The sequence below is a fragment of the Candidatus Leptofilum sp. genome (genome assembly GCF_965223525.1).
GTDB lineage: Bacteria > Chloroflexota > Anaerolineae > Promineifilales > Promineifilaceae > Leptofilum.
The window spans coordinates 1,146,187-1,161,708 of sequence record NZ_CBDCWX010000005.1 but is presented as its reverse complement, the minus strand read 5'-3'; the positions used below and the strand labels follow the sequence as shown (position 1 = coordinate 1,161,708).

The window sequence follows — 15,522 nt, the reverse complement described above, 5'->3', positions numbered from 1 at the left end:
GAATGACCCGGAAACGGCCGTAGATGAAACATTAGAAGCCGCCAGACAGTTAATCCTGGAATCTTGACGGTAAATTGGTAACGATTTGCGGGCATACCTGCCTATTTTCCTATTGAGTTTCACGTCTCGTTCACGCATACTTTGCGCGAATTATTTTTCAAAAGATAGCAAGTGCCAAAAGGCACGATAAACAAGCAGAACGCACATAGCATCTCTTTTTCAAGAGTTGAGCCAAAACAAAAAATGCTTTGTGCATATGGGGAGTTAATTCAATGAAGTATAAATTCTCACTTGCAGCTTTGCTACTCTTATTGACTGCGTTGCTGGCTGTACCCTTTGTATCCGGCGGCACGGAACGTGTTTCTGTGTTGGTTCAGGCAGGCGATGTGGATACGGCCGTTGCCATTGTAGAAGCATACGGAGGCGAGCTTAACGAACAGTTAGCCATCATCAATGCCGTCTCTGCCACCGTACCGGAACACGCACTCAACGCCATCGCAGCCGACGGCCGTACCGTGGCCATTCATCAGGATGAAGAAGCCAATGTTGCTGGCACGACTGCCGCAAGACATATCAATCAAGTTGATGCTACCTTCCCTGAAGTTATGGGCGTTGATGAGGTATGGGCCGAACGCATCAAAGGGCAGCAAATTGGGGTTGCCATTGTAGACACCGGCATCGCCAACAGCCTCTGGGCCGCTCGCCGGGTCGTTGCTCGCTATGATGCACTCGATAACGGTACATGGAGACTAGACCCTCACGGGCACGGCACCATGATGGCGAGCCTCATTGGTAATAGCACCCGCGATGTAGACGGATTTATTGGCATTGCGCCCCGCGTAAAATTCATTGACGTTCGCGCTCTGGACGCTGAAGGCAAAGGCACTTACACAGACATCATTGAGGGGCTAAACTGGATTCTGGAAAACAAGGATGAATACAACATCCGCGTGGTGAATCTATCCTTGTTGGGAAGCATTAGCAGCCCATATTGGGCAGACCCCGTTAACCAGGCTGTGGAAATGCTTTGGGATGCAGGCATTGTGGTGGTAGCCGCCGCTGGCAATGTAGGGCCAGACGCAATGACAATCGCTGCCCCTGGCAACGATCCCTTTGTTATTACCGTCGGTGCATTTACCGATAACTACACGCCTGATGATCCCAGCGATGATTACATTGCCCCGTTCAGCGGTGCTGGCCCCACGGAAGTTGGCTTTGTAAAACCGGATGTTGTGGCTCCTGGCGCACACATGCTCACCTACGCTCCCGCCCACTCTGCCTGGGCGCAAGAGAACCAGGATTTGCGCGTAACGGGCAATTATTATGAAATTGCGGGGACGTCATCGGCAACGGCCGTTACCACCGGTCTCGTCGCGCTCATGATTCAAGAAAATCCGGACATGACTCCCAACCAGATTAAGTATGCACTCATGGCCTCGGCGCAGCCAGCCGCTTATGAAGACGGCACATTGGCCTGGAGCATCTTCCAGCAGGGGGCGGGACGCGTTTGGGCACCTACAGCCGTGCTGAACCCAGCCGAGGGAGAAGCCAATGCGGGCATGATTTCTGGCGAGCCATACGTTGGCCCCGTTGTCTACCGGGATGGTGAATTTATTCTGGTGGATGAAAATGGCGAGCCGCTGGCCGATGCCGAAGGCTACTCTTGGGTCGGTGGTTACTCCTGGGTTGGCGGCTACTCTTGGGTCGGTGGTTACTCCTGGGTTGGCGGCTACAGTTGGGTCGGCGGTTACTCTTGGGTAGGTGGCTATAGCTGGGTCGGCGGCTACTCCTGGGTTGGCAACACCGATTGGGATGAATGGACGCAGGAAGATGTCTGGCAAAGTGGTTACTCTTGGGTTGGCGGTTACAGTTGGGTAGGTGGCTACTCTTGGGTTGGCGGTTATAGCTGGGTCGGTGGTTACTCCTGGGTGGGTGGCTACTCCTGGGTTGGTTTAACCAGCTTTGAAGAATAGCACCTGAATCTACCCAAATTTGAATAACTATTGTGAGGCGGCTGCTAAATTAGTAGTCGCCTTTTTGTACCGGACCGCCGGAGCGTCCTACCCTTCATTCCACGCAGAGCGTGGAACGAGTCACTCCCACCGACTACTGAAAACTGAATACGGATTACCGCTCCTAGCTACCATCGCGGATGACGCGGCAGGAGGCAATGTCGAATGTTGCCTTGCCGATATTGAGGTTGGTTTTATTGCGGAAGCTGGCAGCAAACTGCATAAAGCGGTACACATCGGCAAAGTTGGTGGCCAGCCCAACCGAAATACGAATAGCCCCGGCACTTTTGTTGCCGCGATGCTGGATGAGCTGCATGAAGCGGGGCAGGGTCATATCTTCCGATTCGGCGAGGCCAGCGAGCATGTCCTCACGGGTGAGCCCTTCTGCAATTTCGCCAGCGCCGGGGTTGCAAAAGCAGCCAGTTCGCAGGGAGATGCCCTGTTCGTTGGCTAGCTCTTCAATGCGGCGGTAGTCTAGCAAACGGCCGTCTGGATCATAAAAGTTCAGCGTTACTGTACCGCCCCGCATGTCTGTGTTGGTCGGGCCGTAGAGTCGTATCATGGGACGGCCGTTTTCATGCACCAACCCCATCAGCTCATCAATTAACCAACCCGTAAGACACCGAACCCGTTCACCAATCGTTTCCATCCCTACTTCTTGCAAATGGGCTAACCCAATTTTGATGGCCGGAATATTGAGATAATTCACCGTGCCATCTTCAAAAGCGGCTTCGTTAGGGGCTAAATAATGCCCCTGCGCCTGCACGCTGGCAAAGTTCACCGTGCCGCCCGCAAACCAGGGGCGGCGCAGCTTGTCCAATACCGATTTGCGGATGAGCAGCGCCCCCAGCCCAGTAGGGTAACCAAACATTTTGTAAAACGACATGGTAACAAATTCTGGCTTCACTTGGCTGAGATCAAGTTGGCCGGTGGGTACAAAAGCGGCCGCATCCAGGCAAACGTCCCACCCTCGCTTTTGCACAAGCTCCACTAACTCCAGCGGATGCTTCACACCAGAAAAGTTGGATTGCGCCGGAAAGGCGAACAGGTTGTGCTGTGCCGGATCGCCGGCCGCTAGCAGTTCATTCAGGGCAGCTTCATCTATGCGTAAACTAGGCGTGGTTAGGGGAACATAGCTGAATTCAGCCCCTTTGTTGCGGGCAAATTCGCGAATGCCGTTGACGGAGTTGTGGTTGTCGTAGGTGAGCAAGTAGTGGCTACCAGGGGTAAACGGGTACGCCTCGCCCACCAGCTTGAGAGCATTGCTGGCATTCATGGTGAAGACAGCAATGTATTCATTGGGATTGGCATTAAAGTAGTTGAGAATATAGCTGCGAGTGCCTTCCACCATATCTGTCATGGCCAGCGAGGTGGGGTTGGCGGAGTGGGGGTTGCCCAGCACTTGCGTTTTGAGGATGGCCATGTGGGCGTCGAGCTGGCTTTCTGCGTAAAGGCCGCCCCCGGTGTAGTCCAGGTAGATTTGGTTGGTGGTGTCGAGACGGCCGTATTCCGTCCGTCGCCATTCATCTAGCAACATTGTGTTGCCATACTCTGGGTAGTTTTTCAAAAATTGTTCATACATAGCCGCCTTCTGGACGGCCGTATATTCAGAAGCAGACTGCTGGCTTGTTGTGGCATTTGTAGACATGCTTACTCCTTCATGGCTCAGTTTACATCCCATCGTTTAAGGGAACAGTGTTGTTTCCAGACCGCGAGATTGCTCGATCTGAACAAAGTATTCGCGTCCCATTAACGCTTTCAAAAAATCTGGTGGGAAAATATCTGGTTCAACAGGATATTGGGTACGATGTTTGGTTAGAGCCATCATTTTCTGTTCAATAAAATCCGAAACATCTATGCACATAGTTGCCATTTGCTGTGTCTCATTCGAATCCGTCTCCTCGGCTGCAAATTGCGCCTCCTCGCCACGACCCGCAAAATTGGTGGGCTTGCCGGGGGAGAAGACCAGGCAGGTTGCATTTCTGACTGCTACAATGTGCGCGTTGCGCGGCTGTCCGTACGCTATGCCGGTATCACCTATAAAAGAGCCTGGCCCCAAGGTTGCCAGCAACATGAGGTTGCCATTTTCATCTTCACGCAAAACGTTGACGCTACCCGATAACAGCAAATAAAGTGCTGTCGCTGGTTCACCTTGTTCAATAATATAAAAATCTGACGGATACCATTCCACTTTTATATGATCACTCGCGTAGCCAAGCATTGTTGATTCGTCGGCAAAAAGCATAAGACCGTGCATAAAATCCTCGCTGCCGCGAAAACGAGTGTCCAAGTTTTGCAGCCACTGCACAATCAGGTCTAGCAGCAAGAGTCCACTTTGGGGAAAACAAGCATGAAATAAACGTGGCGGCGCGAATGGCACAAGCCCCTTTTGGAGATGTTCAGAAAATTGTTCGCTAAAGCCAGCTAATTGGCACGCTTTGGTTGTAGCAGCACTGATGGCGATGTGATCTGGATGGCCGTAGGCGCCAAACGCATCAAAAGTGAAAACAACATCTGGCTGAAATTCCCGAATTAGCTTAACGATTGGCTCAATTAAGTCATCTTGAGAAACGTCTTTTAACTTGCCATCGCCGTAATCATAGCAAAGGACATGCTGTACGCCTAAAGCAGCGCAGGCATCCTGTAATTCGTTGGCGCGGACTTGACCTAGCGTTCGCCGGGTTGCAGCTTGGGCATCACGAATCTGACCCGCTTCGCCACGCGTAAAGCTGACGACCATTGCCTCCGCCCCCTCTTTGATGTAGCGTGCAAATGTGCCGCCAATGCAAAAAGTTTCGTCATCTGGATGGGCAAAGACACCTAGCAGGCGGGGAAACGGCCGTTCCTCATCAATTTGATTCTGCTTATCCATCTATTTCTCCTTTCTTTAAAGGACTTAAACACTATGTGGAACTACTGGATGTGTTCAAGTTAAGATCGGCTAGGCGAGTCGTAACGAATATTATACCGGTTGGGAACGCAAACGGCAGGGCAACCAAAAAAGAGAGAATGACTAAGTTCGAGGTGGCAGTCACTTCAGCCTTGACAATATCCGGGCAAAACAAAAAGTGACTGTCACCTATACAAGATTAGTCACTCCCCAAAAAGAGCTGATACAATTCTTGTCATGACAAATCTTAATTCAACACTTCAGCTATTTTCCGATCTTTTAGTGGCTGCACCCAGCGGGCGTGAGGCGGCACTGGCAGCGGTTGTGCGTCAGAAATTGACGGGTTGGGGCATCGCTCATGAGCAGGATGGCATGGGAAATGTGATTGTGCGGTTGGACGGCCATTCCCCACAAGCCCCCCTCATCATGGTCGCCGCCCACATGGACGAAATCGGCATGGTCGTGACCAAAATCAACCTAGACGGCAGCCTGCAAGTGAGCAACAGCGGCGGGCTGCACCCCTGGAAGCTGGGCGAAGGCCCGGTAGAGATTTTGGGCGATGTGGAAACCATCATTGGTGTGCTGTCCATGGGGTCTACCCACACGGCCAATGCAGCGAAGACGGCCGTTACCTGGAATGATGTGCGGGTGCTAACAGGGCTCTCAGCGGATCAACTCAAAGTAGCCGGGGTGCGCCCCGGTTCCACAGGCGTGCCCACCCGCGAGCGGCGCGGCCCGGTGCTGTTTGGCGACCCCGCTGACCCGCTGGTGGCGGCGTGGACGTTTGACGACCGGATGGGCGTGGTGGCGCTTTTGCGACTGTTGGAGCGGATGAAGGTGGAGGGGATACGGCCGTATCATCCCACCATCATCGCCTTTACCGTCAGTGAGGAAGTGGGTGGGCATGGTGCCAAATCACTTGCTTTGCGCGAGCAGCCAGAGATTTTTGTGAGCGTGGACGGTGCGCCGATGCCGCCAGAGAGTGATTTGGTTTTGGACGGCCGTCCCGCCATTTGGAGCAAGGATCGGTTGGCCCATTACGACCAGCCGCTGCTGCAAGCATTTTGCCAAGCTGTGCTGGACGCAGGCACAGAGCTACAGCCTGTTGTCTACCAAAGTGCTGCCAGCGATGCCAGCCTGGTTTACTACGCAGGCGGCGCACAGCGGATTGCCTGCATGGGACAAGTACGCGCCAACAGCCACGGCTACGAAGTCGCGCGGCTTTCTGTGTTTGACAACATGCTCAACACGCTGGTGCAATTTGTAAAGGATTTTGAAGGATAATCCCCGAATTATTCACCATCACTGTTTGGGGTGCTGGTAGGCGACCCGCGCAAGACGCTAAGCGGGCAAACTGAGGGAGGTGCCATGCGGAACCCGGTCGCCTGCGCCCACTGTCTTGCCTTCACTTCATCCGGGTAAAACGGAGGGACAGGTAGGTAGAGCCGCACGGTGGCGTTTTCTGGGGGGCTGGTTGTGTTAATAACGCATTCGGTGGGGCGGGGGATTTTACTGCCGTTGCTCAGTTCCGGCTGGGCATCCAAAATGCGCTGGGCTTCTTCGGAAGGCAAGGGCATGGTGGAGAGCGTCCACGCGCCCAAATATTCGCCCATGTTGGGGTTGTAGCTAATGCGAGCATTACCATGCACAGGCGCACCCACAATGAACCAATCATTCCGGCCGGCGGTACAGCTGCTGCCCCCGGTGCCAGAGGGATAGCAAACTGGGCGCAGCTCAATCCCTTGTGGTTGGATGAACCCGTTGGCTGGCGGACGGCCGTTTACCCACAAACTTTGTACCATATCCGGATCAGCATAAATGGATTGCATGATTGTGTTCCACAGAGGGGCTGCGCCACGTAAGCCAGAGGAATCGATCATGGGACGGCCGTCTGAATTGCCCGTCCACACCCCCACCACCACGCCGGGAGTGTACCCAAGCGTCCAATTGTCGCGGAAATCATTGGTGGTGCCCGTTTTGGCCGCCGCCGGGAAGGGTAATTCAAGCGCATTGTTAAAGCCCATTGCCGCCACCCGCGATTGGTCATCATCCAAAATATCGGTGATGATGTAGGCAATTTTGGGATCAATGGCGTTGACGGCGGGTAGCTGATTTTGCTGCGCGTCAAAAATGACGTTGCCCCGGCTGTCTGTAATTTTGAGGATGGAAGTGAGGCGCGGCCGTTGCCCTTGGTTGGCGAGCGTAGCGTAAGCGTGGGTCATCTCGATGAGCGGCACTTCGCCGCCGCCCAGCGTGAGCGCCAAACCATAAAAGCCAGGTGGCTCGCGCAGGGATTCGATGCCCATGTTGCGTGCTGTGGCGACAAAGTTGGGCACGCCCACATCCCGCAAAAGCTGGACGGGCGGAATGTTGTAGCTGTTGGCCAACGCGTCCCTGAACAACACAGGGCCACGATAGTAGCCATCGTAATTGGTGGGCACCATTTTTTCACCGCCGCCCAAATCTAGCTCGATGGGCACGTCCCACAGCACATCGGCGGTAGACCAGCCGCGCTGCAAGGCGGTGGCGTAGGTGATGGGCTTGATGCTGCTACCGGGCTGGCGCGGGCTGAGCGCTACATTTACCTGCCCGTCAATGGAGTCGTCAAAATAATCCAGACTGCCCACCATTGCTAAAATTTCGCCCGTACCCGGTTTGAGAATGACCACTGAGGCGTTGCTGACATCGTGAACGGCCGTTCGAGAGGCAATCCAGTCACGTGCGGCCGTTTCTGCCATTTGGTGCATATTCAAATCCAGGCTGGTGGTAATCTGCCAGCCACCCAGAGCAATCGCATCAGGCCCGTAAAGCCGCTCCAGCTCATTTTGCACGTAAAGGACAAAGTGAGCAGCTTCCAGCGTCACGTCCTGCGCCGCCTCGTTGGCAGTAATGCGCGGCTGAATATGCAGCGGGGTTTGCTTGCCCACTTCGCCATCCAGTTCGGTAATGACGCCATCCTCCACCATCAAATCCAGGATGAACTCTTGCCGCGCTTTGGCGGCTTCAAAATTGGTGTACGGATCCCAATCCAGGGGCGACTGAGGCAGTCCGGCCAAAAAGGCAGATTCGGCCAAATTAAGCTCCTGCGCCGCTTTACCAAAGTAGGTTTGGGCGGCCGCTTCGATGCCGTAGGCCAGATTGCCATAGTAAATTTCGTTGAGGTACATCTGGATGATGGCTTCTTTGCTGCGCTGCTGGGTCATGATAAAGGCAAGGAAAATTTCGCGCAGCTTGCGTTCGTAGCTGACGCTGATACGCTCTTCGTAAGTGAAGGCGATATGGCGGACGAGCTGCTGGGTAATGGTGCTGGCTCCTACAGGACGGCCGTCCTGGTTCCGATAATTGTTCAGCAACGCAGCGCCGATAGCAGCCGGGTCCATGCCGTAGTTGGTCCAAAATGTATCATCTTCCACTGCCACCGTTGCATCAATCACCGATTGGGGGATCTCTGGGTACGACAGCCAGAGCCGCTTTTCAGTGGTCGTCAGTTCAAATAGCAGCTCACCATTGCGATCAAAAAAGCGAGGTGTGCCACCCACCCCTGTGCCGCGATACGCAACTACCTGATCAATGGAATCAGACAGCTCGTTGCTGAAATAAATATAGGCACCGACAAAGGCCAGAATGCCCAGCAGCAGCCCCAACAAGCCAAGCTGCACCAGCAAAATAAATGCCCGCGCCAGACAGCCGCGCTTGTTTTTGTCCCCCTTATTTTTGTTGCCAGACTGTTTGGGGGAGCGCTTCTGGTATTTTTCCAGATATTCCAGCTTATACCCGCCGTTATTTGTCATAACAATATATGGTAAGCGTATTTGTCATTTGGTCAAGTGAGCAAAAATGGCACGATTTACCGGAGGAAAAATTGATTTATTAGAACAATTGTGCTAAAATAGTGTTGTTATTTTAAGGGCGCATTGGCACACAAATCTATGTTTTTCATTTGTCTAAAACGTGATACTATTTACCAACTTCTCGTTTCTTTATAGGCAAAAACGTGCCAAAATTGTAATCATTTTAAGGAGAGTGTTTCATGTATCAAAAGATAATTGTGGTTGGAAATCTGGGGAGTGACCCTGAAATGCGGTATATGCCAGATGGAACGGCCGTCACCAGCTTTAGCGTGGCAACGAATCGGCGTTGGACAGACCGTTCTACCGGCCAACCTGTTGACGAAACCACCTGGTTCCGGGTGAGCGTTTGGGGGCGGCAAGCAGAAACAACCAATGAGTACCTCAGCAAAGGGCGCAAAGTTTTGGTAGAAGGGCAAATCACCCCAGACCGCAACACAGGTGGCCCGCGTCTGTGGACTGGACAAGATGGCACAGTCCGCGCCTCCTTTGAAATTCGCGCCGATTCGGTTCGCTTTTTAGGTGGCCGGGATGATACGGGTGGCGGCAGCTACAGCGGTGGCGGCGAGAGCTACGAGAGCGGCGCACCGGCCCAGGAAGAAGACGACATTCCATTCTAGCCAACAGCGATTACTTATTTACAGAACTTGGGGCATGTTCGTAATTAGCGGACATGCCCTTTTTTGTTTTCGGTAGGGGCAGACCCCCGTGTCTGCCCCAATTTGGGCGCACACGGGGATGCGCCCCTACCATTTCCCGTTTTATTTTTTAATCACCAATGAAGTGACTGTCACATTTCATAGTTGAGCCTTTTTGTTATGACGAATTCATAACGGTGCAATTGTATGGTTTGCTCATCAATCACAAATTCGGAGCAAATCATGAATTATTCAGCCAACCCAAAACAGTTTTGCTTACTGCTGCTTATCCTGCTGGCTTTGGCAGCTTGCCGCCCGGAAGCCACGCCGGAGCCGGAACCTACTGACCCTGCCACGGCCGTTTCCACACAAGCCAGCACCCCGACGGCAACGGCCGTTACTTCACTCAGCACAAATCCCACACAACTACCATCTGCAACATCACATCCTACAAACACGCCAATGCCAACGGCAACCCCCAGCCCGCGCCAGCTTGGCCCCTTTACCGAAGTTGCCCTAATGGACGAACTTATCACGGGTAGCTGGCAAAAGCTGCACAGCAGCCCCACGGGCGATCTCTTCTTTGCCAGTACCAACGAGGTGCTGCGCTTTGATGACAACGAGTGGGCTGTTTATCTTCCAGAATACAACGGCCGTTTCATCGGGTTTGATAGCCAGGATCGCGTTTGGGTTTTAAGCGAAGATGGCGCAGAAATTGCCGCTTGGGATGGTAATACCTGGCAAGCCTTTGGCACAGAGGCAGGTTGGGAAGTAACAACCTCGGTTTACCAACAGCCCATCGTTGAAGATGATCAAGGCAGCATTTGGCTTTCGGCACGGACAACGATTCGGCAGTTGGTAGACGGCCGTTGGCAAACACACACCATCGAATCTGTAAACCTCACCCTGCCCGACGGCGATGCGTCAGACTGGGACACAACTCTCGCCGTGGCTTACATTCAGCCTACCAACGAAATCTGGATTGGCCAATGCAACTTCCTAACCGGCAACCCCAGCGGCGGCGGGTTGTCCATTTTGCGCGATGGCGCATGGCAACCGACCACCATCAACGATACCTCTCCCTGCATCTGGGCGATTGCTGCCCGCGATGACGGCAACATTTGGCTACTTTCTGAAAATACACTCTACCAATCCAGCCAGAGCGGGGAATGGATACGCCATGATGAACCGGAAGGCGCATACGGTTTGCTCACCAGCCTGGATTTTGATGCCCAGGGGCGGCCGTTAGCCAACTTCTCTGAGTGCATTCAAGGGCACTGCCACATTCAGGAAGATTACTTTCGTCTGGATGACGGCCAATGGACACTGCTGGCAGATGACGAGATTGAGTTTGGCCCCGTCACCAACGTCGCCGATGGGGATGGGAACGATTGGGTGTTTTTGGCGGGAAATACTTATCAAATTGTGGGTGATGAATTGGTACTCGCACTCGAAAATTTTAGTACAGCCTGGACAAATACAGCGGTGGATGCGGACGGCCGTTTCTGGTTTGTCGTCACCGTGGACGATGAAACTGGGCTGTGGCGGTTCACGGAGTAAATTGCTATGCGCTTAAAAAGATTTCTTATCAGGCTATTTGTGCTGCTGATTGCGCTCATTTTGCCAATTATCCCGGTGCAAGCGTATGCCGTTGTGCCAGACCCGGTTTATCGCCATACATTTGCTTCCACTGTGCAACTGTTCAATCCTTTCCGGCTCGGTGTAGCTTATGAAATTAGCTGGTTTGGCTTTGCCATCATGATTTTGCTGCCAATAGTGGGCTTCTGGGGCGGCAAGAAGTTGGTAAATTGGCCTCGGCTGGGGTTACTGTTGGTAACGGCCGTTCTGCTCACAGGCTGCACCACCCACACATCCGGCATAACGATTTCATCACGGCAGATGAATATGATTGCCTCACAAAACAACACACAAGTATTACAAGAAAATCATCAGGAGAATCTCATGACCACAGCAAATCAAACCGCAGAACAATCCGGCTTTCGTCGCTACCTTACCCCCATCATCGCTACCGTCATTTACTTTATTCTTGGCCTCGTTTGGCTCTTTAGCTTTGGCTTACTCATGCTCAGCATTGCCCCCGAAGAACAGCCAATGACCTACATCAGCATGTTGGTTTACGCCGTTGTTGTGCTGCCTGCCCTCATTTTCAGCTTTGTCTATGCCGGGCGAGGCGAACCGGTTCTGGCTTTGCGAGCGGCGTTGGTGCCACTACTGCCCGGTGCCTGGGTCATCGTGAGCTGGATTTTGCTGTTCATTCATTACGCATAATGTGACAGACTACAAAAGTCTTTGAGACTTTTGTAGTCTGGGAGCAACACAGGTGGCACATGAAAAATGAAACTGAGCAAACCCGATACCAGTCGTACTTGCTGCGGCTGTGGCAGGTGAATGACTTTGGTGTGCCGCAAACGCGCATCACACTCATTCACGTCGCCACCGGACAAAAACACACGTTTACAGAATTTGATGCCTTGCTGAACTTCCTCAATCAGTCGCCCACAGAGCCTAGCAAACGGCCGGCTCGCTAATCATTCTTTCCTTTGTCCCATCTCCCCAGCCGACTATAATGTGAGCCACGCTTGGCTCGATCAGACCAGCTACACGTTCTTGCGACAATCAAAGTTATCAACCATGCCTCAACTTACCATCAATTTGCTGGGTGAATTTTCCGTTACGCTGGATGGGCAGCCCGTCACCAACTTTTACTCCGACAAGGTGCGGGCGTTGCTGGCTTACCTGGTGGTAGAGCAAGGGCAAGCGCACTCCCGCTCCAAGCTGGCTGGCCTGCTGTGGCCGGAATCCCCAGAGAAGCAGGCGCGGCAAAGTTTGCGACAGGCGTTACTGCACCTGCGGAAAGCCCTCAAGGATACCAAAGCAGACCCACCCCTCATTTTGGCCGACCGCCAGACTGTTCACCTAAGCTCAGCCGTTCCCCTACAAACCGATCTCGCCGCATTCGAAGATGCCCTCAACAAAAGCGGCGGCGCGGCCGAAGCCGTCGCCGCCTACCGAGGGGACTTTTTGGACGGCTTCTTTTTGGCAGATTCAGCCGAATTTGACGATTGGGTTTTGATGCAGCGAGAAATGCTGCGAGGCGACCTACTGGCTGCACTAAATCTGCTGGTGGCGCAGCACGAGCACCGGGGCGAATATCCGCAAGCCATTAAGGCGGCGCAGCGTTGGCTGACGTTTGAGCCGTGGCAAGAGGAAGCCCACCGCAGCCTGATGCGCTGCTACTTTGCCCAGGGCGACCAGGCCGCTGCGCTGAATCAGTTTGCCGCCTGCGAAACCACTCTCAACGATGAGCTAGGCATCGAGCCAACTTCTGAGACACGCTCGCTCTACAACGAAATTCGCCTCAGCAGCGAGACGGGACGCTCCAACTTGCCCGTGCCGACGACCCCGTTTGTGGGGCGCGTAAACGAGCTGGACGGCATATTAACCCGACTGGCTGACCCTGGCTGTCGCTTGCTCACCATCGTGGGCGCAGGCGGCAGCGGCAAGACGCGGCTGGCCATCGAAGCGGCCGGGCAGGTAGATTTGCCGCACAAGGTTTTGTTTGTGGGACTAGACGGATTGGACGAAGTGACGGCCGTTCCCCTGGCACTGGCGGATTTACTCGGCATCTCACTCTCTGGCAGCCAAACGCCCCAGGCACGACTGGCAGATTATTTGGCAGAACGGCCGTTTCTGCTGCTGCTAGACAACGTGGAACAACTGCTCACCGGAGCCAATGCCGCCGCCATGCGCCAACTGCTGGCCGATTTACTGCAAGCGTGCCCCGAACTCAAGCTGCTGGCCACCTCCCGCATTCGGCTTCAGCTACAGGCCGAGTGGGTCTATCCGCTGGCGGGGCTGGCACTGCCTACCGATGCGTCTGCGCTTACCAATTCAGACGCAGTGCAGCTATTTTGCCAGAGCGGGCAGCGGGTACAGCCCGGATTTAGCCTGAACAGTGAGAACGAAACGGCCGTTGCCCACATTTGCCAACTTTGTGCTGGATTGCCGCTGGCGTTGGAACTGGCCGCCTCCTGGCTGCACGTTCTCAACCCCACCGAAATCGAGTCCGAACTGGGTGACAGCCTCGATCTGCTCACGACCTCCAACCCGGACATTCCGGCGCGGCAGCAAAGTCTGCACGCCGTCTTCAACCAGTCGTGGCAGCGGCTCACCCCGCCAGAGCAGCAGGCGTTGCGCCGCTTGGCCGTTTTCCGGGGCGGCTTTAGCCGTGAGGCAGCCCAGGCCGTGGCCGAGATTCGCTTCCCCACGCTGGCCGCCCTCACCGAAAAATCGCTCATCCAGCGCATTGTCACTACCGGGCTGGCGCGTTTTAGCCTGCACAAGCCGCTGCGCCTGTTTGCTAGCGAAAAGCTGCAAGCCGCGGGCGAGGAAGCGGAGGTACACAGTCGCCACAGCCGCTACTTCCTACGCTTGCTGGCCCAGCAGCAGCAAGCGTTAGAGCAGGATGGTCAGCGGCAAGCGTTGGCCGAGATTGGTCGGGAGATTGACAACGTGCGCGCCGCGTGGCAGCACACCATCGCCCAAAAAGCCTCCGCCGATTTGGATGCGGCGTTGGAAAGCCTCTACTACTTTTACGACACCCAAAGCTGGCTGCGCGAGGGTGCGGAACAGTTTGCGGCGGCGGCAGAGTTGGTGGAAGGGGCGCGGTATGAGAAGGAGAACGGCCGTATCTGGGCCAGACTCATCGCGCGGCAGGCGTGGTTTGCTTTTCATTTGGGAGAACGGGACAGTGCGCGGCAAAAAATGGAGTCGGCGTTGGCCATCCTGCATGCACAAGGCCACCAGCGGGAGATGCTGTATCCATTTTGCTTCCTCGCCGCAGCCTGCCACGACCTGGGCGAACTTCGGACAGCCCAGCGCGCCGCGGAGCAGGCATTGGAAATTGCCGCCACCCAGCAGGACGATTTTTATGCAGGCATTGCCAACAACATTTTGGGGCAGGTGGCACAAAAAGGTGGCGATTGGGCGCAGGCCAAGCAGCATCACCAGCAAAGTTTGCTGCTTTCTAACCAGACGGGCAATCTGCTCACTCGCGCCTTTGCCCTCTCATTTTTGGGGGAGATTGCCCTGCGGCAGGAGCAGCCAGATGAGGCGGCGTCGCTGTTTGGGCGCAGCCTGGCGGTGCGCCGCGATTTGGACGACCAGCGGGGGATCGCTTTTAGCCAACTGATGTTGGGGGATGTGGCTTTGGCGGGGGGGGATGTGGATACGGCCGTTACCCATTACCAAAGCAGCCTGCAAACGTACCGTACCATCGGGGATTTGTGGGGCGTGGCGGAGGCGTTGCTGCGACTCACCCCCGAGTCATTAGCCACTCCGGAAGCTGCCCGCCCCCTGTTGGCACAAATTTTGCAGGCCACCCAGCGCACCCGAACAGCAAGCCAGGCAGTTGCGACCTTAAATCGTGCTGCCAACTGGTACGGCTGGGATGATTTGGGCAGCTTGCCAGATGATGTGAATGTGCGGTATGAGAAGGTGGAAACGGCCGTTCAAAAAGCACTCGCCCGCCTCCTAACCTGAATTAAATTTGAAGTCGTAAATACGCGCTGTGGCCGTTGCCACCCAACTTCTGCTAAAGTTTGAATATTCAACGTGATTATGTAGGCAATGCGGCCAAAGGCTGAGGTGTTGCCGAGGAAAGTTACATGCTAGCAGAAGACCGTACCAGAATAAGGAAATTATTTACCATAGTCTGTTGCTTAGCAATTCTTTCCTCGTGCAGAAGTTCGGGTTCCGAAGTCCAAGAAAACAAACAACGAGGAGATACCATAATTCAAGCTATTACCGCATATGAGCAAGATCATGATCAACTCCCGGGTCAATTAGATGATCTTGTCCCTATTTACTTGGCTGATATACCTAAAACTGTAAGTGATGATGATTTTTTATATGGTGTGAATGGAATAGACGGGTTTCTGCTTAGCTTTGATCTTCAATCCAGAGATCGATCATATTGCAGCTACATCTATCGCTTCCAATCATGGGATTGTGGTGTATACGCAAATGAATAATATTGCCTCCTGCTTTGGGAGGGTCTTCGTGTCTGCGCTGTGGCCGTTGCCATCCAACTTCTGCTAAAATTTGAAAATTCA

General features: G+C 54.0%; 11 protein-coding genes. 8 read left to right on the top strand and 3 right to left on the bottom strand.

Annotation, left to right across the window (positions count from 1 at the left end; translation table 11 throughout):
• Positions 1-272: 272 nt before the first annotated feature.
• A complete protein-coding gene (locus ACOQPM_RS10460; protein WP_420629205.1) occupies positions 273-1,973 on the top strand; it encodes a S8 family peptidase in 1,701 nt (566 codons plus the stop codon).
• Positions 1,974-2,136: 163 nt separating this feature from the next.
• On the opposite strand, the gene ACOQPM_RS10455 is transcribed toward ACOQPM_RS10460, so the two are convergent.
• Both ACOQPM_RS10455 and ACOQPM_RS10450 read right to left on the bottom strand, forming a co-directional pair.
• Positions 2,137-3,660, bottom strand: coding sequence for an aminotransferase class V-fold PLP-dependent enzyme (locus tag ACOQPM_RS10455; RefSeq protein WP_420629204.1), 1,524 nt, complete (start codon positions 3,658-3,660; stop codon positions 2,137-2,139).
• 36 nt (positions 3,661-3,696) lie between these two features.
• Positions 3,697-4,884, bottom strand: coding sequence for a PIG-L family deacetylase (locus tag ACOQPM_RS10450; protein ID WP_420629203.1), 1,188 nt, complete (start codon positions 4,882-4,884; stop codon positions 3,697-3,699).
• Positions 4,885-5,139: 255 nt separating this feature from the next.
• Between ACOQPM_RS10450 and ACOQPM_RS10445 the strand changes: the two genes are divergently transcribed.
• On the top strand, positions 5,140-6,186 hold the full coding sequence (locus ACOQPM_RS10445) for a M20/M25/M40 family metallo-hydrolase (protein WP_420629202.1): 1,047 nt from the start codon (positions 5,140-5,142) through the stop codon (positions 6,184-6,186).
• A gap of 8 nt (positions 6,187-6,194) precedes the next feature.
• On the opposite strand, the gene ACOQPM_RS10440 is transcribed toward ACOQPM_RS10445, so the two are convergent.
• Complete coding sequence (locus tag ACOQPM_RS10440) at positions 6,195-8,693, bottom strand: transglycosylase domain-containing protein (RefSeq protein ID WP_420629201.1); 2,499 nt, start codon at positions 8,691-8,693, stop codon at positions 6,195-6,197.
• Positions 8,694-8,932: 239 nt separating this feature from the next.
• On the opposite strand from ACOQPM_RS10440, the gene ACOQPM_RS10435 reads away from it, so the two are divergent.
• The 6 genes from ACOQPM_RS10435 to ACOQPM_RS10410 all read left to right on the top strand — a co-directional run bounded on the left by ACOQPM_RS10435 (position 8,933) and on the right by ACOQPM_RS10410 (position 15,441).
• A complete protein-coding gene (locus tag ACOQPM_RS10435) occupies positions 8,933-9,370 on the top strand; it encodes a single-stranded DNA-binding protein (protein WP_420629200.1) in 438 nt (145 codons plus the stop codon).
• 261 nt (positions 9,371-9,631) lie between these two features.
• Positions 9,632-10,948 carry a hypothetical protein gene (locus tag ACOQPM_RS10430; protein WP_420629199.1) on the top strand — a complete coding sequence of 439 codons (1,317 nt, stop codon included), beginning with the start codon at positions 9,632-9,634 and terminating at the stop codon, positions 10,946-10,948.
• Positions 10,949-10,954: 6 nt separating this feature from the next.
• Positions 10,955-11,677: a hypothetical protein gene (locus ACOQPM_RS10425; protein WP_420629198.1), complete on the top strand. Its 723-nt coding sequence runs from the start codon at positions 10,955-10,957 to the stop codon at positions 11,675-11,677.
• Positions 11,678-11,736: 59 nt separating this feature from the next.
• Positions 11,737-11,937, top strand: coding sequence for a hypothetical protein (locus ACOQPM_RS10420; RefSeq protein ID WP_420629197.1), 201 nt, complete (start codon positions 11,737-11,739; stop codon positions 11,935-11,937).
• 103 nt (positions 11,938-12,040) lie between these two features.
• A complete protein-coding gene (locus tag ACOQPM_RS10415; protein WP_420629196.1) occupies positions 12,041-14,950 on the top strand; it encodes a BTAD domain-containing putative transcriptional regulator in 2,910 nt (969 codons plus the stop codon).
• Between the two features lie 125 nt (positions 14,951-15,075).
• Positions 15,076-15,441, top strand: coding sequence for a hypothetical protein (locus ACOQPM_RS10410; RefSeq protein ID WP_420629195.1), 366 nt, complete (start codon positions 15,076-15,078; stop codon positions 15,439-15,441).
• Positions 15,442-15,522: the final 81 nt, after the last annotated feature.

Excerpts from the sequence above, each read along its gene's own strand:
- ACOQPM_RS10460 (WP_420629205.1), top strand. The coding sequence starts at position 273 with ATGAAGTATAAATTCTCACTTGCAGCTTTGCTACTCTTATTGACTGCG.
- ACOQPM_RS10455 (WP_420629204.1), bottom strand. The coding sequence starts at position 3,660 with ATGTCTACAAATGCCACAACAAGCCAGCAGTCTGCTTCTGAATATACG.
- ACOQPM_RS10450 (WP_420629203.1), bottom strand. The coding sequence starts at position 4,884 with ATGGATAAGCAGAATCAAATTGATGAGGAACGGCCGTTTCCCCGCCTG.
- ACOQPM_RS10445 (WP_420629202.1), top strand. The coding sequence starts at position 5,140 with ATGACAAATCTTAATTCAACACTTCAGCTATTTTCCGATCTTTTAGTG.
- ACOQPM_RS10440 (WP_420629201.1), bottom strand. The coding sequence starts at position 8,693 with ATGACAAATAACGGCGGGTATAAGCTGGAATATCTGGAAAAATACCAG.
- ACOQPM_RS10435 (WP_420629200.1), top strand. The coding sequence starts at position 8,933 with ATGTATCAAAAGATAATTGTGGTTGGAAATCTGGGGAGTGACCCTGAA.
- ACOQPM_RS10430 (WP_420629199.1), top strand. The coding sequence starts at position 9,632 with ATGAATTATTCAGCCAACCCAAAACAGTTTTGCTTACTGCTGCTTATC.
- ACOQPM_RS10425 (WP_420629198.1), top strand. The coding sequence starts at position 10,955 with ATGCGCTTAAAAAGATTTCTTATCAGGCTATTTGTGCTGCTGATTGCG.
- ACOQPM_RS10420 (WP_420629197.1), top strand. The coding sequence starts at position 11,737 with ATGAAAAATGAAACTGAGCAAACCCGATACCAGTCGTACTTGCTGCGG.
- ACOQPM_RS10415 (WP_420629196.1), top strand. The coding sequence starts at position 12,041 with ATGCCTCAACTTACCATCAATTTGCTGGGTGAATTTTCCGTTACGCTG.
- ACOQPM_RS10410 (WP_420629195.1), top strand. The coding sequence starts at position 15,076 with ATGCTAGCAGAAGACCGTACCAGAATAAGGAAATTATTTACCATAGTC.